General features: G+C 63.6%; 18 protein-coding genes and 2 pseudogenes. 17 read left to right on the plus strand and 3 right to left on the minus strand.

Annotation, left to right across the window (positions count from 1 at the left end; translation table 11 throughout):
- Nucleotides 1–93: 93 nt before the first annotated feature.
- Nucleotides 94–558 carry a hypothetical protein gene (locus LAQ74_RS17555; RefSeq protein WP_224337951.1) on the plus strand — a complete coding sequence of 155 codons (465 nt, stop codon included), beginning with the start codon at nt 94–96 and terminating at the stop codon, nt 556–558.
- A complete protein-coding gene (locus LAQ74_RS17560) occupies nt 555–1883 on the plus strand; it encodes a hypothetical protein (protein WP_224337953.1) in 1329 nt (442 codons plus the stop codon). Before LAQ74_RS17555 ends, LAQ74_RS17560 begins: the two co-directional genes overlap by 4 nt.
- Nucleotides 1884–1897: 14 nt before the next feature.
- Here LAQ74_RS17560 and LAQ74_RS17565 read toward each other — a convergent pair whose 3' ends face one another.
- Nucleotides 1898–2284: a DUF2270 domain-containing protein gene (locus LAQ74_RS17565; RefSeq protein WP_425498553.1), complete on the minus strand. Its 387-nt coding sequence runs from the start codon at nt 2282–2284 to the stop codon at nt 1898–1900.
- A gap of 2 nt (nt 2285–2286) precedes the next feature.
- On the opposite strand from LAQ74_RS17565, the pseudogene LAQ74_RS17570 reads away from it, so the two are divergent.
- From LAQ74_RS17570 to LAQ74_RS17600, 8 genes and pseudogenes are all read left to right on the plus strand, one after another.
- Nucleotides 2287–2567 (plus strand): annotated as a pseudogene (locus LAQ74_RS17570) (sulfite exporter TauE/SafE family protein); the annotation flags it as partial.
- Nucleotides 2568–2745: 178 nt separating this feature from the next.
- Nucleotides 2746–5628: a bacterio-opsin activator domain-containing protein gene (locus LAQ74_RS17575; RefSeq protein ID WP_224337957.1), complete on the plus strand. Its 2883-nt coding sequence runs from the start codon at nt 2746–2748 to the stop codon at nt 5626–5628.
- Between the two features lie 108 nt (nt 5629–5736).
- A complete protein-coding gene (locus LAQ74_RS17580; protein WP_224337959.1) occupies nt 5737–5880 on the plus strand; it encodes a rubrerythrin-like domain-containing protein in 144 nt (47 codons plus the stop codon).
- Nucleotides 5881–5882: 2 nt separating this feature from the next.
- Nucleotides 5883–7184, plus strand: coding sequence for a glutamate dehydrogenase GdhB (gene gdhB, locus LAQ74_RS17585; protein ID WP_224337961.1), 1302 nt, complete (start codon nt 5883–5885; stop codon nt 7182–7184).
- Nucleotides 7185–7409: 225 nt separating this feature from the next.
- Complete coding sequence (locus LAQ74_RS20700; protein WP_425498550.1) at nt 7410–7829, plus strand: hypothetical protein; 420 nt, start codon at nt 7410–7412, stop codon at nt 7827–7829.
- Between the two features lie 15 nt (nt 7830–7844).
- Nucleotides 7845–9539 (plus strand): hypothetical protein, encoded by a 1695-nt coding sequence (locus tag LAQ74_RS17590; RefSeq protein WP_425498551.1) that lies wholly within the window; start codon nt 7845–7847, stop codon nt 9537–9539.
- A gap of 58 nt (nt 9540–9597) precedes the next feature.
- Nucleotides 9598–9909: pseudogene (locus LAQ74_RS17595) on the plus strand (multicopper oxidase domain-containing protein); the annotation flags it as partial.
- Nucleotides 9910–9914: 5 nt separating this feature from the next.
- Complete coding sequence (locus LAQ74_RS17600) at nt 9915–10910, plus strand: halocyanin domain-containing protein (RefSeq protein ID WP_224337963.1); 996 nt, start codon at nt 9915–9917, stop codon at nt 10908–10910.
- A gap of 501 nt (nt 10911–11411) precedes the next feature.
- On the opposite strand, the gene LAQ74_RS17605 is transcribed toward LAQ74_RS17600, so the two are convergent.
- Together LAQ74_RS17605 and LAQ74_RS17610 are read right to left on the minus strand one after the other, a co-directional pair.
- Complete coding sequence (locus LAQ74_RS17605) at nt 11412–11771, minus strand: hypothetical protein (protein WP_224337965.1); 360 nt, start codon at nt 11769–11771, stop codon at nt 11412–11414.
- A 112-nt stretch (nt 11772–11883) separates the two neighbouring features.
- A complete protein-coding gene (locus LAQ74_RS17610; RefSeq protein WP_224337967.1) occupies nt 11884–13473 on the minus strand; it encodes a hypothetical protein in 1590 nt (529 codons plus the stop codon).
- Between the two features lie 108 nt (nt 13474–13581).
- On the opposite strand from LAQ74_RS17610, the gene LAQ74_RS17615 reads away from it, so the two are divergent.
- The 7 genes from LAQ74_RS17615 (at nt 13582) to LAQ74_RS17645 (ending at nt 24897) form a co-directional block, all read left to right on the plus strand.
- A complete protein-coding gene (locus tag LAQ74_RS17615; RefSeq protein WP_224337969.1) occupies nt 13582–15837 on the plus strand; it encodes an NADP-dependent malic enzyme in 2256 nt (751 codons plus the stop codon).
- Nucleotides 15838–15957: 120 nt separating this feature from the next.
- Nucleotides 15958–18063 carry a pectate lyase gene (locus LAQ74_RS17620; protein WP_224337971.1) on the plus strand — a complete coding sequence of 702 codons (2106 nt, stop codon included), beginning with the start codon at nt 15958–15960 and terminating at the stop codon, nt 18061–18063.
- A 109-nt stretch (nt 18064–18172) separates the two neighbouring features.
- Nucleotides 18173–19726 (plus strand): glycoside hydrolase family 28 protein, encoded by a 1554-nt coding sequence (locus tag LAQ74_RS17625; RefSeq protein ID WP_224337973.1) that lies wholly within the window; start codon nt 18173–18175, stop codon nt 19724–19726.
- Nucleotides 19727–20291: 565 nt separating this feature from the next.
- Entirely contained in the window at nt 20292–21341 is a 1050-nt protein-coding gene (locus tag LAQ74_RS17630; RefSeq protein ID WP_224337975.1) for a Gfo/Idh/MocA family protein, read from the plus strand.
- Between the two features lie 111 nt (nt 21342–21452).
- Entirely contained in the window at nt 21453–23363 is a 1911-nt protein-coding gene (locus LAQ74_RS17635; protein ID WP_224337977.1) for an ABC transporter substrate-binding protein, read from the plus strand.
- A 182-nt stretch (nt 23364–23545) separates the two neighbouring features.
- Entirely contained in the window at nt 23546–23743 is a 198-nt protein-coding gene (locus tag LAQ74_RS17640; RefSeq protein ID WP_224337979.1) for a hypothetical protein, read from the plus strand.
- 149 nt (nt 23744–23892) lie between these two features.
- Nucleotides 23893–24897 carry an ABC transporter permease gene (locus LAQ74_RS17645; protein ID WP_224337981.1) on the plus strand — a complete coding sequence of 335 codons (1005 nt, stop codon included), beginning with the start codon at nt 23893–23895 and terminating at the stop codon, nt 24895–24897.
- The last annotated feature ends 10 nt before the right edge of the window (nt 24898–24907 follow it).

Here is a 24907-nt window from a genome sequence, read left to right on the forward strand (position 1 = left end):
GTCTCCGGATGTGGTACCCGGTCTCAGTCTCAGTCCTCCCCGACCCCGACGGCGAGAGGCCCAGCAGACGACGCGCTCACCGACCCTCCGACGGTGGGTCTCCGGAACCCGAACGTCGCGCCGGTTCTGCGCAGTCACGACCCGGAGACCCCGACCGACGAGGAGTCTGCGGATACCGACTGGCAATCCATCTTCGTCACGGACGCAGAGACCGCAGCAGCACTCGACTTCGCGGATGTCGAGGGCGTCTCTCATGCCAAACAGTTCCTCGAAGAGACCGACTTCGAGTCGGAGACCGTCTACGTTGAGCAACGTCGAATCGGCGAGTGCTACGAGCAACGACTCTGTTGGATTCGGTGGACCGAGTCGTCCGTCGAGACTTCCTACGCGACGGGCTATCGTGACGCCGATGTCGCCTGTAGTGCAGAGTCGAACGACGTCGTTGCCGTACTCGTTCGCCTACCAGTCGCCCTTGATGCTGACCGGATCCGAAGTCGTTGCACACGTACTAGCACGGGGTCCTGTCAGTCACTCGCTGTCGGAGAGCGGAAGCCATGATAGCGTCACTACGTCGGCGACAGATCCTGTCGCTGATTGCAGCAACATCGTTCACCGGCTGTGTCGACCACGTGTCGGTGCTCGGCCCGAAAGAGATTGAGGCCGCCCGACTCCAGCCGATAGTCGAGAAAGCGGTTCCGTCGGCTCCGGAGACGGTCCCGGTACCCATCGAGGCGTCTTTCGTTGCCACCCAACTCGATGAGGCGCAGAGACTGTTGAGTGAGGTTCCCGCACCCTTCGACAGCGACGAAATCCCGAACGGAGCCATCAGAGAACGGATGAACAGGCTCGCCGACGTCGTCGACGAACGTCTGCGTACCGTCTCCGACGGAGCGACACCCTTCGAGCGACTCCACCACGCCGGCTACGTCCGGGCCGACGCTCGTGAACTCCACGCGGCGTGGCAAACCATCGATGCGGAGTTCACCGCGGACGAGATTCGCCGCGATGCGGAGTCGATTCGCGGTGCGCTCGATACGTTCGCCTCCCGGTGGTCCTATCTCGGAGACGACCCGGTGAGGGCCGTTCGCGTCCACGGCGAGATCGAGCGCTACCTCCTCGGAGCTCGAAACTGGGCGACGTTCGAGGCTCACGAGCAGCCGACGAGTAACACCGACCCGTTCGAGGTCGCCGAGATGGCGTGCGACCTCGAACGCGCCCGATTCGATTTGGCCGTCGCCAGATACCTCTTCGAACGACTCCGCGAAGATATCGACCGAGAACGGACGCTTCGCCCGACTTTCGAGAAAGCGCGACGGGAGCTGTACGACCGAGTGCGGCAGCGAAGCGAGTTACTGCCGGAACGGACCGGCGGCGATTCGCCAACCGAGTTAGTCGACCGGAACGTAAACGAAACCGCCGGTGTATGGGCGCTTCACTCACTCTACGAGGGAGTAACAGGGACGATCCGCCGACTTGACACGACACGGGAGGTTGAATCGTCTCCGAGCGTCTCGCTCGATATCCTCGAAGCGTTTGGAACGCTCGTCTCACTTCGTGGATTCGAGCAGCTTCGCACGCGTATCGAGGACGGCGACACCGTCGAGATCTCTTCGGTATCCGACCTGCGGACCGCTCGCCGCAACGCTGTGGCCGCCGTCGAGTCTGCCCGCGAGACGACTCGACGGCAGGCGTTGATTCGTCACTATCTTCCCCGTTACGTCAACCACATCAGTTGGGGCGACGAGCAGTTCGAGGGTCGCTCCGGTACGATTCCGGTTCCGAGTATCCAACGTGACGCATCGGAGTACGTCATCGCAGCGACGCTCTGTCGAGTCCTCCCCGAGGTGAGCGAGTCGGTTGCGGCAGTACTCCGTGGGGCTTGACTTTCGTCTGTCGCTCACTCGATATCGTCCCACGCACCGACGTCGCTCCGCCGGAGTTCGCCGGTCGCATGCCAGATGCGCGGACGGAACGTAATCGCGACCAGTACCAGGTAGAACGCCGCGACGACCCCTGTCACGAGTGTCCCAGAAATCACTCCTATCGAGGCACTCACCGGCCACGGCTGGACTCCGGGCGTGACGACAGTCCGAAACAGCCACGCGGCGAGCAGCACGGTGAAAAGCGGGAGGTACACCCGACGCAGGCGATGGGCGATGGCCTCTTCGTAGGAGATTTTCGCCCGAGGCTCGCGGTAGCCTTTCGAGAGTCGCGGCCGCCAATCGGGGTCTTCGATACCCTGCGAAGGGTCCAGCGAGTACGCGAACAGGTTTCGCTGGAGTATCCGCACCCGGGAGCGCCCTCGGCGCTCGAATCGGCGCGGGCGCGACGAAACTCGTCGACGAGGACGCCATCAAGGGGTACTTCGCGGCGATGCTGCTCGCGGGGAGCGTCGCCGTCGCGGCGAAGGAGCTCGGAAACGCTTACGGCGTCGAGTTGCTGAACACGGTGATATCGTACTCATCTTCGGCGCGGCCGTCCTCGTCAGCGGAGCGGTCGTTCTCGCCGCAATCTGTCGACTCAGGGGCGAGCAGACGGGAACGTGGTGTCGACTCATCACGTCCTGAGCACGTCGGTATTCGTCCGGATTCACCGTCCAGTACTCGACGGGGGTTACATAGCAAACGTCTTTGCCTCTCGGCGGTTCGATTGTTAACCAACAATGAGCGCGAATCCCGACTGTGTACAGCAACGGACTCGGACCGATGTAGGGGCTCGCTCCCCCAGATCCTCGGTTATCGATCGATGACGGCTTCCCCTACTGTCCTCGATTCGTCGACCGTACTGCTCGTCGGAACGAGCGAGTGGATCTCCCGGTTCGCAGCGACGCTCGAAACGCGGACCGAGGCGACTGTCCGGAGCGCTCGAACCGAAGCGGACGCGTTCGATATCTTCCGGAATCAGTCCGTGGACTGCTTCGTCAGCGAGCACGCGCTCGACGGGACGACCGGACTCGAACTGCTCAGAGAGATTCGTGCCGAGACTACCGTGCTCCCCGTGATACTCGGCACCGACTCCGGAAGCGAAGCCATCGCTAGCGAAGCGATCAGGGCCGGAGTGACCGAGTACGTCGCGCTGACGGAGTCGACCGAACAGATGGTAGCCGAGCTCCTCGACCGGACCGAACGGGCGATTCGGTCCGCACGACGGGCGGCTACCCGGCGGGAACGCGCCAGACAGTTCGACGCCATCTTCAACGATTCGCGGACCGCGACGTGGGTGCTCGATCCGGAGGGGTCGCTCGTCCGAGTGAACCGGACGGCACGCGAGATGGTCGACGAAGACGTCGAAACCGTCGTCGGCGAGCCGTTTTGGACGCTTCCGTGGTGGTCGCAGTCCAACGAAACGGAGACCGAGGTGCGACAGGTCGTCGAGAAGGCGCTCGACGGAACGTTCGGCAACGTCGTCGTCCCACAGCCGTCACACATCGCGAACCCACGCGTTATCGAACTCTCGGTGCGGCCGGTCGAGGACGAACGCGGTGACCTCGCCTCGGTCGTCGTCGAGGGCGTCGATATCACAGAGCGGGTCGATCTCGAACAGGATCTCCGTCGCTCCGAGGAACTCCATCGCGTCACGCTCAACAACATGACCGACACCGTCCTCATCACGGACGAAGCCGGCGAGTACACCTACGTCTGTCCCAACGTCCACTTCATCTTCGGGTACACGGCCGCGGAGATCCGCGAACGGGGGACGATCGACGGACTCCTCGGCGAGGATCTCTTCGACCGCGACGAACTCGCAGAAGAGGGCGTCCTCAAGAACATCGAGTGCACGGCGACCGACAAAGCGGGACGCGAACACACGCTCTTGGTCAACGTCCGTGAAGTCTCGATTCAGGACGGCACGCTCCTCTTTAGCTGTCGGGATATCACGAAACGGAAGCAGCGCGAGGAGGCGCTGGCGACGCTTCACGAGACCGCTCGGGACTTTCTGTACGCCGAAACTCACCAGGAGATCGCCCAGCACGTCGTCGGCAACACCCTTGGCGTGCTCGGCCTCGATGCGAGTGCCGTCTACCTGTTCGACGTCGACACCAACGACCTCCGCCCCGCGGCGCATTCACGGGCGATGCGAACACTGAACGGCCCACTTCCGACCGTTCACGCCGACGGTGAGACGCTCCCGAGTTACAGTTTCGTCGAGGACGAAGTGCTGTTCCTCGACGACGTCCACGAGACGGACCGACTCGAAAACAGGGCGACTGACCTCCGAAGTTCGGCTTACATCCCGCTCGGCAATCACGGAGTGTTCGTCGCGGGGTCAACCCGAGTCGGCGTATTCGACGACGTAACGCGGGAACTGGCCGACCTTCTCGCGGTGACGGCCGTGGCCGCTCTCGACCGCGTCACCCGAGAGTCACGACTGCGCGACCAGGACCGAACGCTTCAGGAGCAAAACGAGCAACTGACAGCCCTGAATCGCATCAACGAGACGATTCGGGAGATCGATCAGGCGCTCGTTCAAGCCGAAACGCGAGCGGAGATCGACCACACCGTCTGCGAACGGTTGACCGCCGACGACCGACTTCGATTCGCCTGGATCGGGTCGATCGATCCGACGACCGACACCGTAGAGCCGCGCGCTTGGGCGGGGACGGAGCGCGGGTACTTGGACAGCCAGTCGTTCGCCGTCGGCGCGGAGGACACCGAACCGGCCGGCCGGACCGCGGCCACCGGCGAGGTGACGCTGGTGACGAACGTCGCGGCCGACCTCCGCGACGAACCGTGGCGGAAAGACGCGCTCTCGCGCGACTACCTCTCCGTACTGAGCATCCCACTCGTGTACAACGACCTCGTGCACGGTGTGTTGACCGTCTACGCGCCGACTCGGGACGCGTTCGATGACACCTCGAAGGCCGTTCTGGGCGAACTCGGTGAGACCATCGCATCTGCACTCAGCGCCATCGAACGGAAGAACGCGTTGCTCACGACGTCGATGACGCGCGTGGAGTTCGCCGTCGACGACCCCTCGTTCGTCCTCTCACGACTCGCCCGGGAGGCGAACTGTACCCTCTCGTATCAGGGCGGCGTCCAGCAGTCCTCGGAGGGAAGTTACGTGTTCGTCACCGTCGAAGACGCATCCGTAGAGGCGGTCGCCGACGCGGCATCGCAGTTGGTCGCAATCGACGACGTCCGACAGATCAGCGCCGACGCCGAGGGCGGCGTCTTACGACTACGGCTCACACAGCCGTTCCTCGCCCTGGAGTTAGCTGACCACGGCGCGATCTTCCGGGAGGCGACCGCCGATCCGAGCAACACCACGCTCGTCGTCGACAGCCCGGACAGCATCGACGTTCGAACCATCACGCAACTCGTCCGTGAGACGTTCTCGACCGTCGAACTCCGTTCGAAGCAGACGCTCGACCAGTCGATAGAGCGCGACCTCTACTCGAAGTTCCTCGAGAAGTTGACCGAGCGACAGTTCGAGGTGATACAGACGGCGTACTACAGCGGTTTTTTCGAGTCACCGCGCGAGAGCACGGGCGAAGAGGTCGCAGAGACGCTCGGAATCAGCCCGCCCGCGTTCTCTAAACACGTACGGACGGTCCAGCGTAAACTGTTCGCTACGCTCTTCGAAGGGCGCGATCTCCCGGCTGCGACGTCCGCTGGTGGGGTTAAATAATAAACCACCTCGGTCGGTTACAGTTTGATGCTCAACTGCTCAGTATTCCCTTATACAATTATTATAACCTTGTAGAGTGTCCCGGACAGCCGGCACTCACAGTCAACCATGAGAGATGTCGAAACCCAGCCTGGGCAGGAAAGTTCCTACGAGTGCTTCGAGTGTGGCAACATCACCTTCGCGGAAGTCAACCCCGGCACGTGTCCCGATTGCAGCGGATCGATGCGGAATCGACAGATGCCAGTCGAGTAATCATGGCATCGACACCCGACGACAGCCACGACGGGGCCGGTGACGCCCCGAGAGAACTGACGCAGTCGGAATCGGCGCTCGAAACCGCTCGCCGACAGCTGTATCACGCCGCCAGTCACCTGGATATCGACCCGAACATCGTCGAACGGCTCACGTATCCGAAGAAGATTCACGAGGTGACGATTCCCATCGAACGGGACGACGGAACGGTCGAAGTGTTCACCGGCTACAGAGCCCAGCACGACAGCGTCAGAGGGCCGTTCAAGGGTGGGCTCCGGTACCATCCCGACGTGACCAGAGACGAGTGTGTCGGCCTCGGGATGTGGATGACGTGGAAATGTGCGGTGATGGACCTCCCGTTCGGGGGTGCGAAGGGCGGCGTCGCCGTCGATCCGAAGGAACTGAGTTCCGGGGAGATAGAGCGCCTGACTCGCCGATTCGCCCAAGAGCTTCGTGACGTCATCGGCCCCAATCAGGACGTTCCCGCGCCGGACATGGGGACGGACCCGCAGACGATGGCGTGGCTGATGGACGCGTACTCGATGCAGGAAGGCGAGACGACTCCGGGTGTCGTCACCGGCAAGCCGCCATCCATCGGCGGCAGCGAAGGCCGCGAGGAAGCGCCCGGCCGGAGCGTCGCCATCGTCACGAAACTGGTCTGTGAGTACTACGACCGACCGCTCGAAGAGACGACGGTCGCGGTCCAAGGCTACGGCAGCGTCGGCGCGAACGCGGCCCGACTCCTCGACGACTGGGGGGCGACGATCGTCGCGGTGAGCGACGTGAACGGGGCGATGTACGATCCGTCGGGAATCGATACGGCCGCCGTGCCGTCGCACGACGAGAAACCGGAAGCCGTCACGAAATACGCGGATACCGTCATCTCGAACGACGACCTGCTCACGCTCGACGTCGACGTACTGGTTCCGGCCGCACTCGGGAACGTGATTACGAACGAGAACGCCGAAGAGATCGCCGCGGCGTTCGTCGTCGAGGGCGCGAACGGTCCGACGACCTCCGCGGCCGACTCGATTCTCGAAGAGCGCGGCGTCGCCGTGATTCCCGACATCCTCGCCAACGCGGGCGGCGTCACCGTCTCGTACTTCGAGTGGCTCCAAGACATCAACAGACGCGCGTGGCCGCTCGAACGCGTGAACGACGAACTCGACGCGGAGATGCAGTCGGCCTGGCATGCCGTCCGAACCGAGTACGAACGTCGGGACGTCACCTGGCGCGACGCGGCCTACATCGTCGCGCTCTCACGCATCGCGGAAGCACACGAACTGCGTGGGCTCTGGCCGTAACTCGAATTCCGAACGTTCGGCCGTCGGACGCGACACTCCCGTCGATTCCGACTGCCATTTGTCAGATTCCTTCCCGGCAGAAGACGGCGGTGGATGACGCCAAACGCCATTTCTCTCGGCTGTCTGATAGTCGAAGATAGAGAAGGTTTATAGAGCGAATCACCGGATGCAAACTCATGTTTGGAGCAGACGTAGTCGCACACAGCGGCGAGGTGGTGAGCGACTGTGGACGATGAGTCGGGTCCAGTTGTCGACCGTCGCACAGTGCTCGGCGCACTCGCAGGCGTCGGTGCAGTTAGTGTGGCCGGCTGTTCGGCGCTCGAACGCGAAGACGACGGGCAGACGACGGCGGTAGACGCCGAACCCGCCCGAGAACTGGCGACACGCTTCGCGCCGACGGTGTACTTCGACGAGAACGAACCGTGGTTCCCGACCGACCCGCGTCCGTACACGACCGAACGCGACGGTGAAACCATCGTCGACGGATTCGACGCCTTCGACGGCTATCACGAGGAGTACGACGGCGAGAGCCCGCCGAATTCGACTGTGTTCTACAACACCGTCGAGTATCAGGACTCGTCGCTCGCCGTCGTTCAGTACTGGTTCTACTCGGCGTTCGACCAGTTTACGACAAACTTTCACTAGCACGACTGGGAAGTGTTGCACGTCTTCGTCGACACCGAGACCGAGACACCGCAACTGTACGTCGCCAGTTCCCACTCTCGGAAGGTCCCGAACAACGAGTTTCTCGACCCGGACCCGCAGGTGGTCCCGCGAATACTCTCGGAACTCGGGTCGCATTCGAGCACGCTCTCGCTCAACGACGTTCCGAATCGGTTCCAGCGGGTCACCGTCGACGAGTTGACGGCGGATATCACGAACACGCCGATCGAGAGCATCGAAGACCTCGCGGACGTCACGCTCCCGCTCGCGTACGGACTCCCACGCGACGAAGGCTCGCGGTTGCCCTACGTCGTTCCGGAGTACGAGGGCGCGCCGATATACGACCACGAGCGGTTACCGTCCGTCACGGCGGACTCGCTGGTCGACGCCGAGTTGACGATACGATCGTACGACGCGCTGACGTCGCCGCCGACGGACCTCCTGACGCGCGAGACGGGTCTGCTCTTCGGACATCGCGACCGAGATACCGATGCAGATGTCGAGTACGACCTCGTTTCGACCGACGAGCTCGAACACATCGTGGCGTTCACCGGGCCGCAGTTGAGCTTCGAGTTCGCCGTCCCAGCGGTGGTCGAAGACGCGCTCGCCGCCCACATCACGTCGACGGACGCGCCGTGGAATCAGTCTCGATACGGGAACCCGGCGACCGACATCACTGACCCCAAGCACCGGGCAGCGCTGGCTGAACGGTACGAAGTTATCAGCGACCCGGCACCGGTACAGATGGTGGCGACGCGCATCACCGAAACCGTTACCACCGACGACGCGCCCGAAAACGAAGGGCTCACGACGACGGAGGCGTCGGTCGAATCGGTCGCACTCCTCGAAAGCGAACCCGAGGCCGTTCCAACTTTCGAAGGTATTGCGGTAATACGAGACGTACCGACCGGCGAGCACCGCCTGACGGTCAACGGTGCGGGCCGGGCACCGCACAGCGAACGGGTGACTGTCTCCGACGACGAGACGGTGACCGCCGCCGGCATCGGCGGTGAGATACCGTTGGTCGCCCGCGAGCGTGCAACGAAACTGGAGATTGTCGGCGAGGACGCGCCTATCGACCTCTCGGCTGTGGCTGTCGAAGACGACTTCGCCGGTCGGCTCTACGAGTCGCCGGTCGACGGAGACGACGCGGTGTACGTCCACGTCGGCGGAGCGTACACCGCAGAGGTACGGGACCGAGACGACGCCGTCGGCGCGTATCGAGTCAATCCATCTCCCGACGAGGCGTCGGGTGTCCGTATCGACCGCCCCGAAACGGGCAAAGCGTCTCTCTCGGAGTTCGTCACAAACATCGCCGAGGAGACACGAGCCGCAGTTGCCGCACGTGGCCGCGGAGACGCCGAAACGACCGAGACCGAAACCCAGACCGAGACCGAACCCGAAGTCCAGACCGAAACCGAACACGGGTCGTCGAACGCGGTTCGGGGACTCGAACGGTCGCTCGCGGCCGTCGTCGAAGCCGCAGAACGGGCTGCCGAACGAGCGCGCGCCAAGGACCGTGGCAACACCGACAGACAGCTCGAAGTCGTCGTTGAGCGGCTCCAGCGTGCGGAAAATCGTCTCGCTGAAGCGAGATCCGACCTCTCGGAGCCACTCTCGAATGCTACTGAAAACAGACTCGGACAGGCGAACCGGCGCACCGAACAGGCGCAGAACTCCGAGAAGTTGTAACGTCCGCTTCGTTGTAAGCGAGGAGACGCTTCGTACTTGCAGCCGGGTGTAGCCTGACATGAGCCACCCGCTGCACATCCACAACCACCGCTTCCGCGTCGTCGAGAAAGACGGGAGCCCGATGCCCGAGGCGCTACAGTTCGCGCAGGACGTCCTGAACGTCGCGCCCGCCGAGCGCTACACCGTCGAGTTCGAGGCCGACGCCGACCCCGGCATCTATCTGATGTACTGTCACAAGGTCGACCACGTCAGAAACGGGTCGTCGTACTCCGGCGGGATGCTCAACGCCGTCGTCTACAGAGACGCGATGGACACGGACATCTTCCGCGAACTGATGGAGTACGCGGGATACGAGGGGCACGAGGAGTGAGTACGATGAGCGAGACAACACGCCGTCGGTTCCTCGCGGCGACGGCCGGTGTGACGCTCAGTGCCGGGCTCGTCGCGTCGCCGGCAGTCGCGCAGAGCAAGGGCCAGAGCGACGAGACCGACCTCTCGTCGTGGTTCGACGACGTCGAGGGCGTGACCGAAATCGTCGACGCTCGCGGACAGCCGTCGGTCGACGTCACGGTCGGAGCGCAGGGCAAGGGTGGTGCGTTCGCCTTCGACCCGGCCGCAGTCCGTGTCGACCCCGAAACGACCGTCGTCTGGACGCGGACCGGCGACGGCGGCACGCACAACGTCGTCGCGAAAGACGGGTCCTTCGAGTCCGAGTACTACGAATCGAGCGGTGAGACCTTCGAGACGACGCTCGATACCGACGGTGTCGTCCGCTACGCGTGTGCTCCCCACGAGACGATGGGGATGAATGGGGCGCTCGTCGTCGGCGATACGGTCGCCTCGCTCGGTGGGAGTGACCCGACCCGGACGACGGACGCGGCCGACACACCGACGACGCCCACCGAGACCTTCGACGGGTGGCTGTCGAACACCGACAACTACCACGAGTTAGTCGACCGACGCGGTGAGTCGGAAGTCGTCGTCGAGGTCGGAACCCAGGGCAACGGCGGGCAGTACGCGTTCGACCCACCTGCGGTACACGTCGACCCCGGGACGACCGTCATATGGGAGTGGGTCGGCGACCTGACCTACGACGTCGCGGACCCGGAACTGGGGTACCACAGCGAGCAGGTCGCCGGGCGCGGTCATCGGTTCGCCGTGAAGTTTGACGGTCACGGTCTGAGCACCTACGACTGTACCGAGTACGGCGGGCAGGGGATGCGCGGCGTAATCGTCGTCGGTTCGGGGCCGACGAAGCGGCTGTCACCGCTCGGCTACACGGTCGTTGGGGGCGGAGCGCTCCTGTTCGGCGGACCGCTCGCGTACGGGGTTCGCGAACATTTCCGCAACGTCACGACGAGCGTCGGGTGACGTCCGTGTGAGCGCTCTCGCTTCGAGCCGGTGTCGCGTAAACTCGTCCGCTTTCTGACCGGAGGTGGCGCGTTTCCGTCGGCGGCCTCCGACGGTTCCGAGGAAGAATGAAAGATAGGTGACATCCCCCCACGACTTCAGTCGTGGGTTTTCTCGCCTATTCTGTATAAACAACCACGCCAGAGAATAGTACATAATATACAGTACTAACCTAACCGTCTATCGTGTAACGATCCTCCCAAGATATATGGATACTGCTCTGTTTACACCGGAAACAGTCTTCCGAATGTCAATTCCGTGTGGAATATCGTTGGGAGATATAATTATAGTAACTATAGTATAATCTGGCTAAAAATTGTTCTTCCTACAATAACTCCGATACATAAGCGCCTGTTCGGATGTGTGAAGCTTTCGCAGTTCGTGGATGAACAGTTACACCCACTTCTATAGTATTGTATCTATAGGACAATACTTACTGCCGGTTGGAGCGGTGCTTCGGCGCTACTCGGATTCGAGATTCCCCTTCGAATCCCAGATACGCATCATCAGATCCGCAAACACCGACGTTCGAAGGGGATATCCCTCGTCGTCGGCTTCGTCGAGCGTCACGTCGGCGATCGTCGAGACGAACTCACTGTCGTAGCTCATCTCCGCCAGCGTCTCGTGGACGTCGAACGTGAGCGTTCCGTCCTCGTCGGTGTCGACCCAACTGACCGCTCGTTGACGCTCCCCGTACTGGATGCTGTACGTCTTCCCGCCGACCAGTCCGTAGACGTCGCTCAGTTCCCCGACTTCGAGCCAGTCGTCGTCAGTCTCGACGTAGAGCGTTCCGTTTCGTATCTCGGTCTGATATCGTTCCATGCAGGTGCCTCTGGACGAGTCGACTTAACCCTGCGGGACCCGTCGGCGACCCACCGTTCGCTGTCTTCGCGAGAGAGGCCGTGAACGAGCGGCAACTCGCGTCAGCATCCCATCAGATACCGCCCGCCGGAGTTCGCGGTTCGCCGACCGGACTCGGCAGCGACTCGCCGTCGCCACGCATCTCGGCCGCGAGGTGAAGAAGTGCGAGGGGAACCGGGTCGTCGAGTCGGATTCGTCCGTGACAATCGACGAACCCCCCGTCGCTCGCGCGATATCGCTCGTCTCTGAGTTTCTCACCGACCGCGATGGCCGATTCGAGATACGCGTGGTCGCCCGTCGCACGGTACAGTTCGAGCACTCCGCACAGGGTGGCGTAGTCGGACTCCACAGCACGCTCCGTGGGTCGGGGTTTGAGTTCGACGCTCTCGGCGTCACCCACGGCACCGACGCCGATTCCGGCGCCGATCTCTCTGACCGCCCGCCAGCAGACGGGGTCGTCCGTGAGCCGAACCGCCCGAGCGTACGCCCAGAAGAACTCCGGTCCCGCTTCGATGGGCCCGACGACTCGACCTTTCGGGCCGAAGTACCCCTCGCGCCGACAGACGAAGCCCTCCAGACTGAGTCCGTCCGTGAGCATCGGCTCGAAATCGTTGCTCTCGGGACGATATGCGGCCGTGTACCACGCCCGGAGTTCCTCGACTGCCCAGCGAGTGAACTCGCCACCGCGGTCGCCGAATCGCTCGCCGAGCGCCAACTGCTGTCGCTGGACCAGCGGTCGCGGTCGAAAGAGCGTGCCCTCGTAGACGAGGTGGTCGCCGTGGACGTACGGCGCGAACTGATACTGCGCGCGGTCGCCGCGAATCGCCGGTCCGTTGCAGTAACTCGGGTGCTGACTGAACTGATAGCCGCTGATGCCCGGTTCCTGGCGGGTTTCGACGTACCGTTTCGCGAGGCGTTTACTCCATCGTAGCGGCGCGTCGTCGCCGGTGTACGCCGCCAACTGCGCCGCGGCGTAGTAGAGGTCGCTTCCCGTGTTGACGAACGTGAGTCCGTCGCCCCAGAAGAAGACCTCACCTCCCTCGTAGTCGCGGTTCCAGACATCACCGACCGGGTCGTCTGAGTCGTGCGAGTCGTTCGAGTCGCCGAGTGGGTCGTTCGAGTTACCCCGGTTACCCCACGCTCCGTGTCGGTTGAAGTCGAGCGTCGACCAGTCACAGACGTGCGCGTCCCAGAACGCTTTGACGAAGCACCTCGTCCGCTCGGCATCGACGTCGAAGAGGAGTTCGTAGAACGGGTACTCGAACTTCAGTTCGTGCTTCCCCTTGTGGAAGACGAGTTCGTCGGCGTCGAGGTCGTAGGCGGTGTGTCCGCCCCAGTAGAAAAGACCGGCCGAGTCGATCAGATTCGTCGTGACCCACGACGCGATTCGCTCGGCCTCGTCGCGAAACTCGGCCTCCCCGGTCAGCGCCGTGAGCGCGACGAGCGTCCGGAGGAACTCCTGCTGGACGGCGAAGTTCGAGAGACGCCGTCCGTCGCCGACGTCGCGAGCGTCGTAGGCGAGCGCCGTTTTCTCGCTCGGGTGTATCGCGTCCGCCAAAAGGGGCGTCCGTTCGCTCCCGTATCGGTCTCGTCCGTACTCGAGAACGGTCTCCGCGTGCGTCCGGACCGCGTCGACGACTCTCTCCGCTACCAGCCCTGGCATGTGGGGCTATCTCCCGTCAGTCGGCTTGGTCTTTCGGGTCGCCTCGATGCGTCGGCGATCGGTTCGGCGGCCGCCTACCTTTATGTGCCGAGGAAACAGGATTCGAGTATGTCTCTCGAAGATGACGCACGGGCGTACCACCGGGAGGAACCGCCGGGAAAGATCGAGATCTCGACGACGAAATCGACGAGCACGCAACGAGACCTGAGTCTGGCGTACTCGCCGGGCGTCGCCGCGCCGTGTCTGGACATCGCCGACGACGCCGACCGAGCCTACGAGTACACCGCCAAAGGCAACCTCGTCGGCGTCGTCTCGAACGGCAGCGCGGTGCTCGGTCTCGGTGATATCGGCGGACAGGCGTCGAAACCGGTGATGGAGGGCAAAGGCGTGCTGTTCAAGCGCTTCGCCGACATCGACGTGTTCGACGTCGAACTCGACGTCGACGACCCCGACGAGTTCGTTCGAACCGTTAGTGCGATGGAACCGACGTTCGGCGGCGTCAACCTCGAAGACATCAGCGCGCCGGAGTGTTTCGAGATAGAACAGCGACTCCGCGAGGAGATGTCGATTCCAGTCTTCCACGACGACCAGCACGGGACGGCCATCATCTCCGGGGCCGCGCTGCTCAACGCGCTCGATATCGTCGGCAAGGAGCCGGAATCCATCCGCGTCGCGTTCGCCGGCGCCGGGGCCGCGGCGACGGCGACCGCCCGATTCTACCGCTCGCTCGGCGTTCGCGCGGAGAACATCGTCATGTGCGATATCGACGGTATCCTCACGACCGAACGCGAGGCGAAGGGAGCGCTCGACGATCACCACCGCGAGTTCGTGCGCGACGTTCCGCCGGGCGGACTCGAAGACGCGATAGATGGCGCGGACGTGCTCGTCGGCCTCTCCGCCGGCGGCATCGTCTCGCCGGAAATGGTGCGGTCGATGGCCGACGACCCCATCATCTTCGCGATGGCGAACCCCGACCCCGAAATCGGCTACGAGGAGGCCAAAAACGCCCGCGACGACACCGTCGTCATGGCGACGGGGCGCTCTGACTACCCGAATCAGGTGAACAACGTGCTCGGCTTCCCGTTCATCTTCCGCGGAGCGCTCGACGTTCGCGCGACCGAGATAAACGAGGCGATGAAAGTCGCCGCCGCGGAGGCGCTCGCCGACCTCGCGCGCGAAGACGTCCCCGACGCCGTCGTGAAGGCGTACGGCGACCAGACGCTGCAGTTCGGCCCGGAGTACCTCATTCCGAAACCGCTGGACACCCGCGTGCTGTTCGAGGTGTCGTCGGCCGTCGCGAAGGCGGCCATGGAGAGCGGCGTCGCCCGCGACCGTGTCGAACTGGACAGCTACCGGGAGTACCTCGAAGGGCGGGTCGGGAAGTCGCTCGAGATGATGCGCGTCGTGCTCAACAAGGCGCAGAGCGACCCCAAACGAGTCGTGCTCGCGGAGGGCGACGACGAGAAGACGATTCGAGCGGCCGCCCGGATGGAGACGGACGGAATCGCGGAACCGCTTTTGGTCGGCGACAGCGAGCGGATCGAGTCGGTGGTCGCCGAGCGGGGCCTCGACTTCGAGCCTCGCATCGTCGACCCGTCTGTGGACGTGCTCGAATCGTACGCCGAGCGACTCTACCGGCGCCGTCGCCGGAAGGGTGTCACGCGGCGCGAGGCGGCGTCGCTCGTCCGGACGGACCCGAACTACCTCGCGAGCGTGATGGTCGACGCCGGGGACGCGGACGCGATGCTCACCGGACTCACCCACCACTACGGCCCGGCGCTTCGTGCACCGCTACAGGTCATCGGGACCCGCGAGGGGGCGAACTACGCTGCCGGCGTCTACCTCCTGGCGTTCCCGGACCGGGTGGTGTTCTGCGCGGACGCGACGGTCAATCAGGACCCGACGGCCGACGTGCTGGCCGAGATTGCCCGCCATACTGCCGACCTCGCACGCCGGTTCAACGTCGAACCGCGAGTGGCGATGCTGTCGTACTCGAACTTCGGCAGCGTCGACAACGAGGGCACCAGAAAGCCGCGCGAGGCCGCACGAGCGCTTCGGCGAGACCCCGCCGTCGACTTCCCCGTCGACGGCGAGATGCAGGCCGACACGGCCGTCGTCGAGGAGATCCTCGACGGAACCTACGAGTTCTCGACGCTCGCCGAACCGGCGAACGTGCTCATCTTCCCGAACCTCGAAGCAGGCAACATCGGCTACAAACTGCTGCAGCGCCTCGGCGGCGCGGAGACCATCGGCCCGATGCTCGTCGGCATGGATAAACCCGTCCACGTGCTCCAGCGCGGCGACGAAGTCAAGGACATCGTGAATCTGGCGGGTGTGGCCGTGGTGGACGCCCAAGAAGAGTAGGAGTAGCAGTCCCGTTCGGGGAACGCCAGTTCTGAGTACAATCCGAGTATGTACTAATGTCATATATGTAGCCATAATATTTTTGTCTCATTATAATTACTGTACGTTCGGTGTACAGCAATGACACCTAATAGGAGAACGTTCATGCGAGCAGTTGGTGCAGGGAGTATCGGAGCCGCGCTGTTACCGCTCACGAGCGGTACGGCGGCGGCGGCGACTATCATCACGATTCGAGGCGCGGGCGCGGACATCTGGAGTACAGAGGACGCCTTCCACTACTTCTACGAGTCGCGAAGCGGCGACTTCGACGTCGTCGTTCGGAACACGGCGCTCGAACGAACCGAGGCCAACGCGAAGACGGGCATCATGGTTCGAGAGTCGCTCGAGCCGGATGCGAAGAACGTCATGCTTCGGCGGCTACCCAGCGGCGAGGCGTCGCTGCAGTGGCGGCCGGAGGCCGGCGCCGACACGCTGAGCACGACCTCTGGCGGCGAGGACGAGAGCGAGGTGAGCGACGGGAGCATCGAGGCCGACTGGCTCCGCCTCACTCGTTCCGGGGACACGATCGAAGCCTACGGCTCCACCGACGGGAGCGACTGGACCCGTATCGCACAGCTCACCGCCGACAACGTCGAACTCGGCTCGGACACGTACGTCGGACTCCCGGTCACGAGTCACGTCGAGGGGACGCTCTGTACCGCGGAGCTCCGCGATCTCTCGGGACTCTCGCCGGACACCAACCGCGACATCGGTGACGTACAGGTCGCGGGGAGCGTCTCCGTCGAGGAGGGCGTCCCGTTCGTCTCGACGGAGTCGGCGACGAACGTGGAGGCGACGTCGGCGACACTCAACGGTGACCTCACCGACATCGGCGGCGCGGAGTCGGCCGAGTGTTACTTCGAGTACCGAAAGGTGCCGACGGAGTCGTGGCAGGCGACGAGTTCGACGACGCTCTCGTCGACTGGGACGTTCAGCGCGGAACTCGACGACCTCACGAGCCGACGCTACTACGAGGTGCGCGCGGTTGCGGAGATGAGCGACGGCGACTCGACGACCGGGTCGACGGTGGCGTTCGGGACGCCGAGTCGCGCGAACGGCCGCGGCGGCGAGAACGGCCCGCGGAGCGCCTCGCAGTTCGACCTCGGCGACGGGTTCGCCGACCCCGCGCCGTGGCTCGACAACGACACTCCGGTCATCAAGATCACCGAGCCGACGACGCGGCAGTTGGAGGCCGCGCTCAACGTCGACGGCGAGCGGCTGGTCGTGTTCGAGACGAGCGGGAGCATCGACCTGGAGGAACAGCAGCTCACGGTGACGAACGACAAGCTGTACATCGCCGGTCAGACGGCTCCCTCCCCCGGGATCACGCTCGTCCGCGGGAGCATCTGGCTCGACTCGAACGACAACGTCATCCAGCACATCCGCGTCCGGCCGGGCGACGCCGGCAACGAGAGCGACTGGGAGCCCGACTGCATCTTCACGGAGGACGGCACCGAGAACAATGTCATCGACCACTGTACGGCGACGTGGGGCGTCGACGAGAACATCTCGGTCGGCTACGACACCAGCGACACGACCGTGTCGAACTGCCTCATCGCGGAGGCGCTGCAGGACTCCTCGCACTCGAAGGGTTCGCACGGCTACGGCTCGCTCATCGGCAACAACGCCGAGAACGTCACGCTCGCCGGCAACGTCTGGGCGCACACCCTCGACCGCAACCCGCGGCTGAAAGAGGGGACTCGGTCCGTCGTCGTCAACAACGTGGTCCACCACTACAAGGACGGCGTCTGGATGGACCCCGACACGCAGGCGAGCATCGAGGGTAACGTCTTCGAGTGGCCCATCAGCGACCAGCCGAACGTCTTCGGCGACGGCGAGGCGTATCTCGACGACAACGTCCTGAACTGGGACGCGGACGTTTCGATGGTCGGCGAGGGAATCACCGAACTCGACTCGCGGCCGCTGTGGCCCGACGGACTGGAGGCGCTCCCGGCCGACGAGGTCCGCGAGCACAACTTCCGCAACGTCGGCGCGCGACCCGCCGACCGAACGCCGACCGACGAGCGAATCGTCGAGGCGGTGCGGAACGGAGACGGGTCGTACATCGACAGCCAGGAGGAGGTCGGCGGCTACCCCGAGCTCCCCGTGAACACCCGCACGCTGGACATCCCCCAGAGCGGGACGGGCGCCTGGCTTCGAGATCGGTCCCGGGAGGTCGAGGAGTAACCGACTCGATACCGAACAGTCGACGAGAACCGCGAGAAACCACCGTCCGATGCGTCGACCTCGCCGTATCGACGCAACGTTTATACGCGCACTCCGAAAGTAACGACTGATGTCACTACCAGGGACGGCCCAGTACGACGTTCGCGAGCGCGGCGCCGTCGGCGACGGCGACGAACTCGACACCGAGCCGATTCAGCGCGCACTCGACGAGTGCGCCGAAACCGGGGGGACGGTACACGTCCCGCCCGGCGAGTACCGCACCGAACCGCTTCGCGTCGGCGACGACACGACACTCCACCTCGACGCGGGGGCGACGCTCCAGTTCGAACGGGACTTCGCCGCGTTCCCCTCCGTCGAGAGTCGCTGGGAGGGATGGGACCAGGTCGGGTTCCACCCGTGTCTCTGGGTCGCGGACGCGGAGAACGTCGCCGTTACCGGTCGCGGTACCATCGACGGAAACGGCGACTACTGGTGGGACTTTTACCACATGCCGGAGTCGGAGTACCCCGAAGGACTCCGGGAGCGACTCGCCGAGTTCGACGACCGAAACGGCAAGAGCGACGACGTGAGCAGTTTCACGCTTCGACCCCCGCTGTTTCAGATCTCCGGGTCGGAGAACGTCACCGTCTCCGGGGTCACGCTCCGGAACTCCCCGTTCTGGAACACACACGTCGTCTACTCCGAGAACGTCACGCTCCACGACGTGAACGTCGAGAACCCCGCCGACGCGCCGAACGGCGACGGTATCGATATCGACTCGTCCCGGTTCGTCAGGGTCAGCGATACGTACATCAACGCGGGTGACGACGCCATCTGCATCAAATCCGGCAAGAACGCGGAGGGGCGCGAGGTCGGACGACCCGCGGCGCAGATTACGGTCACCAACTGCACGGTCGAAGCCGGTCACGGCGGCGTCGTCATCGGGAGCGAGATGTCGGGCGACGTCAGAGACGTCACCGTCACCAACTGCACCTTCACGGACACCGATCGCGGCGTCCGAATCAAAACCCAGCGGGACCGCGGCGGCGTCGTCGAGGACTTGTGCTTCGACACCATCGTGATGCGGCGCGTCGCCTGTCCGTTCGTCATCAACGGCTACTACTTCACCGACATCGACAGCGACCCGCTTCCGGTCGACGACGGGACGCCGCTGGTGCGGAACGTCCACTTCCACAACGTCACCGCCCGGGAGGTGTCGTACGCGGGGTTCCTCGCGGGACTCCCCGAACAGCCCTTCGAGGGGATCTCGTTCTCCGACGTCCGCATCGACGCGACCCGGCCGCTCGACGCCACGGACCACAGACCGGCGATGGCCGACAACTACGAGGCCTCCCACACGTTCTTCGCCAAATCGCTGGCCGACGTGACGTTCACCGACGTGGAGATTCGGACGCCGGAGAGTCCCGGACTCGCGTTCGAGGAGGTCGACTCGGTCTCCATCGACGGCCTGCGGTTCCGCGGTGACGCGCCGTCGCCGGCCGTCACCGTCTCCGACGTCGGGGAGACCCGAATCCGAGGCTGTGCCGCCTCCTCGCCGACGCAGGCGTTTTTGCGCGCGAGCGGTTCAGAGACCGAACGAGTGTCGCTTTGCGGAAATCACGGTGAGTTCGAAGCGCACGTCGACATCGACGAGTCCGCCGACGTAACGCTCGAACAGTCCTGACGGTCGAGTCAGCACACCTCTCCCATCTGTTTCTCTCCTTCTCCTCGAACTCGACAAGTGTCGCTTCGGTTCTGTATCGACAGTTCGGACGACCGTCCTCTCGAGTCTCCCTTCGTTCCCTTCTGCGGAACACATCTGCAGGAGATCGTCCGCCGAACTGACGGGAAACGCCGAAGTATTCGCCGAACTCCGCGATAGGTTCCCATCGAGCGGGTTCGGCAGTCCGAACCACACGTTCGGCGGCGGCCGAGTCGAGGTGAGGAGTTCGGCCATCGAGAACAGCAACCCCCGAACCGTCGGAGACCGAAAGCAGAACGTCCGTTCGAGTGGTACTCGTGTGGTCGTGCGTGTTCTCTCTGTACAGTTCGCCACCGTCGCTTCGCAGACCGTTCCTATAGTGGTAACAAAACTACGTTTGTTATTCTGCGTCCTCGTGTCCTCTCCTTTCGTTCCCCTACCGGGAACGCGACGGCTTGGAACACGCGGGAGACGTTCCGTGTGGTCGGGTCACAGGTGAACAATGAAAACAATTATACCCTTTTCGGGGAATCAGAGACCACTCGCAATGTCTGAAGAACCGCAATCCGACCGTCGACTTCGTGTGGGCCTCGCGGGCCTCGGGAGTCTGGGTGTCCGTCTCGGGCGCGAGTTCGACTCGCTGTCCGACGCCGAACTCGTCGCCATCGCCGACATCGACCCGGAGGGGCTGGCTTCGGCCGGCCGCGAGTTCGATATTCCGCGACGCGCCCAGTACCGGGAGTACGAGACGATGGTGGCCGAGGAGTCGCTGGACGCCGTCGCCATCGCGACGCCGAACGGGCTGCACTACGACCAGGCGACGACCGCGCTCGACCGCGACCTGCACGTCCTCTGTGAGAAACCGCTGGCGACGACCGTCGAGGACGCACACGACCTCCTCGTCCGCGCCGAGGCGAGCGACCGGGTCGTGATGCTGGGCTACCAGCGTCACCTCAATCCGGCGTTCGTCGTCGGTCGCGAACGCTGGGCGCTCGGCGAGCTCGAACCCACGTTCATCACCGGCGAGATAACGCACGACTGGAGGGAGTACTACGAGGAGATGACCGACTGGCGGATGGACCCCGACCTGAGCGGCGGGGGACACCTGCTGAACGTCGGGACGCACGTCATCGACGCCATCCTCTGGACGACGGGACTGACGCCGACGCACGTGACCGCCCACGTGGAGTTCCACGACGACGAGCAACTGTTCGACAAGCAGTCGTCGCTCATCGTCGAGTTCGAGAACGGCGCCGTCGCCAACATCGCCGACACCGGCATCGTCCCGCGTACGCGTGAACACATCCACATCTGGGACGACGAGGGCGCGATCTACTTCGAGGGCCGCGAGTGGGACGAGCGGACCTCCTACAGGATCGACACCGACGGAACCGAACACGTCCCGTATCCGAAAGGCAGAGGGAGCAAGGCCGGCGCGTTCGTCGAGTCCGTACGAAAGGGCGAGGAGCCACCGTCGACGGCGCGCGACGCGTTCTGGGCGACCGTCGTCACGATGGCCGCGTACGAATCGGGCAGACGAAACGAGCGCGTGCGACTCGCGGAGCTGTATCCGTTTCTCGCAGACGTCCCGCGCTGAGTTCGTCTCCCCTCGTATCCGCGTTCTCTCGACGCCCCCCGTATTCGCCTTCTCGGTAGTGATTCACACGTGATGAATAGATATATATAGGGGAGTTCATATTGTAGTACCATGCCAGATACTAACAACTGGCGAAGAGACCTGTGTTCGAGACGAAACTTCATCAAGGCTGGCGCAATCGGGGGTGTGACAGCGCTCGCCGGCTGTGGGGGATCAGGGGAGGCCCCAGAGCCCGGCGGCGGCAACGGTAGCGGCGGCAACGGTAGCAACGCCGCCGGCGGCAGCGGGGGCGGAGGAGGCTCCGGTTCGTCCGGTCAGTTCCGGGTTTTCGACCCGCTGACGAGCGGGACGACGCCTTCGGAACGACACTTCAACCCGTGGAACCCCTCGCAGAGCGGCTGCTGGCACCCCGGCGCGTGTATCTTCGACCGCCTCGCCGTCTACAGTCCGACCCAGAACGAGGCCTATCCGCTGATGGCCGAGTCGTGGGAGATGGCCGACGATACGACGCTCGAAGCGACCATCAGCGAGGATTGGACGTGGCACAACGGCGACCAGTTCGTCGCGCAGGACTGGGTCACGCAGTACCAGATCGAACTGGAGATTCTCAAGGCCGGCGTCGAAGACGACGAACGGCCCCACCAAGTCATCAAGGGCGTCGAGACCGTCGACGACCAGACGCTTCGTGTGTCGTTACACGACCCCTTGGACGAGATCTTCGCCGTCCAGAACTCGATCGGTGCGTACCACGACGACTTCAGCCGCGGCGTCTTCACGAAACACGACGACGACCGCTGGAGCGACTGGCTCGAACAGCTTCAGAACACGGAGGGTTCCGAGAAGGAGGCGGTCATCGAAGAGATCACCACGGCAGAGTACCCACTCATCACCGACGATCCCATCGGTACCGGCCCGTTCCAGATCTCGGAGGTCGGCGACGACGTCATCGTGATGGAGAAGTACGAGGACCACCCGAACGCGGACAACATCAACTTCGACGAGTTCACGCTCAGGTCGTTCTCCGACGACGAACCGACGCAGCCGTACTCGACGGGACAGGTCGACGCCGCGCACAGCGGCTTCCCCGTCCAACAGGACCTCCAGAACCAGCTCCCGGAGGGGCACACGCTGTTCCGGGAGGGTCGCTCGCAGAACAAGCTCTTCGCGTTCAACTGCGGCCACGAGGTCGAGGGGTACGACTCCCCCGTCAACAGCGTGAACGTGCGGAAGGCGATCTGCCACGTCTTCGACCGTCAGCAGGTCAGCTCACTCCTCCAAGGGGAGAACCGCCTCTTCGAGTGGGCACCGTGCAGAGTTCCCGGCAAGGTGCTGGAGGAGGGCTCGCACCCGGCCACCGACTGGATCGAGGATTTCACCCTGTACGGACAGAACGACACCGAACGCGCTACGGAGCTGCTCGAGCAAGACGGCTACGAGCAGAACAACAACGGCGAGTGGATGGACCCCGACGGCGAGCGCTTCACGCTCAAAATCATGAACGGGACCGAGCGCCAGGACATCCAGGTGCTCAAGCGGAACCTCACGGAGTTCGGCATCGACGTCGAACAGCAACAGGTCGACGACGCGACGTTCGACGAGCGTCGGATGAACGGCGAGTACGACATCATGGAGGACGGGTCGTCGGCCAACGGCGTGACCGCGCTCTGGGCGCTCGACCTGGTTCCCGACTGGGTCCAGTCGATCACCCACTTCAACCCGGACGCGGAGATCCCGATGCCGATCGGCGATCCCGAGGGGTCGAGCGGGACGAAGGAGATCAACATCAGCGAACACATCAACAAGTGGATGACGACCGGCGAAGACCAGTACCACAAGGAACTGATGTGGTGGTGGAACCAGACGCTCCCCGAAGCGGAGATGCTGTACCAGCCGGACGCCGGCGCCTACGACGGGTCCAACTGGGAACTGGAGGCGAGAGACGCCATCGTCAACGGCGTCGACGACGCTCTCTACATCGCCCCGAAGATGGCCGACGGGACGATCCGGTACGTGGGCGACTGATTGCGGCGTCGGTGGCTGCTACTGTACCGGCCGACGACCGTCGACGGTGATTCGCGACGTGAGCCGTGAGCCGCGAGACGCGATAGCCTCGACCCGACGTCGCCGATCGCGAAGGGACGTTCCGGGCGTCGATTTCTCCGAGGGAACTAAACGTTTATTAGGGACTAATGGAATCCCATCGTATGGGACTGCTCCAGTCAGCGTCGAGAACGATCATCGGTGTGGACCTCCTCTTTTTGCTCTTGCTCGGCTTCTCGTTTCTCTACCTCGAACCGGGGTCCGGTTCCTACGTCACCGCGCTGATCACGCTCGTCCCGATCGGGCTCACACTACTGGCGGGCGTCGTGATACTCTACACCGGCTGGGATCCGTTCGAGTGACTCCGCCTCTCGTCCGGTCGCGGCCTTTTCCCGCTCCGACCACGGGAATCTGACCGTCGCTTCGTTCATCAATTTACGATACATAATCGTACGGAATTATGAGGTACTTTGATTAAGGATGTGCTCGAAGCGATTTGCGTATCTATATCATGGCACGAGTAGACTGGCGCGTAAGACGATTAGCGCAAACAGGATTTACCGTATGGGCGGTGACGACGCTTTCGTTCGTTCTGATCCGCCTCATGCCCGGAAACCCAATGGGCGCGATGGTGCGGCAGCTCGAGTCACAGGGGGTCGACCCGGTTCGCGCTCGCCAACTCGTCGAACTCCGGATGACGATCGATCCCGACAAGCCGATTCCGCTGGCTTACATCGACTACATGGGAAGTATGCTGCAGGGCGACCTCGGGCAGTCGACGTACTACGCTGCGCCCGTGACCGAGGTGCTCGCACAGGCGATGCCCTGGACCCTGTTCGTGCTGAGTTGGTCGCTGTTCATCAGCTTCTTCATCGGTATCTCGGTCGGTGCGCTGATGGCGTACTGGGAGGGCGGAAAACTGGACGTCGGCATCACGTCGTGGGCGATCCTGATGGGTTCGATCCCGTTCTACGTGCTGGCGATTCTGCTGTTGATCTTCCTCTCGTACCGCGGCGGGTATTTCCCGACGGGCGGTCGTCAGCCGACCGGCATCCCGCCCGGGTTCAACTGGCCGTACATCAAGGGGATCGCCTACCACGCCACGTTGCCGGTCGCGTCCATGCTGGTCGCCTCCGGCATCGCCTCGCTGGGAATGCGTGGGAACAGCATCCGCGTTCTCGGCTCGGACTACCTCCGCGTCGCCCGTCTCCGGGGACTGTCGGACGCGACGATCTCCACCCAGTACGTCGCGCGGAACGCCGTCCTTCCGATGTACACCACGCTGTTGATAAGCATCGGAGAGATGTTCGGCGGGTCCGTGGTTCTCGAGCAGGTGTTTCAGTACCGAGGCCTCGGCTACTACCTCTACTCTGCGATCAACCAGCGCGACTACCCGCTCATGATGGGCGGGTTCGTGCTCATCACGGTCGCAGTCGTCATCGCGCTGCTGATCGCCGATCTGACGTACGGGTACATCGACCCCAGAGCAGGAGGACAGAACGATGAATCGTACTGAACCGAACGAC

The organism is Haloprofundus halobius (assembly GCF_020097835.1).
Lineage (GTDB): Archaea > Halobacteriota > Halobacteria > Halobacteriales > Haloferacaceae > Haloprofundus > Haloprofundus halobius.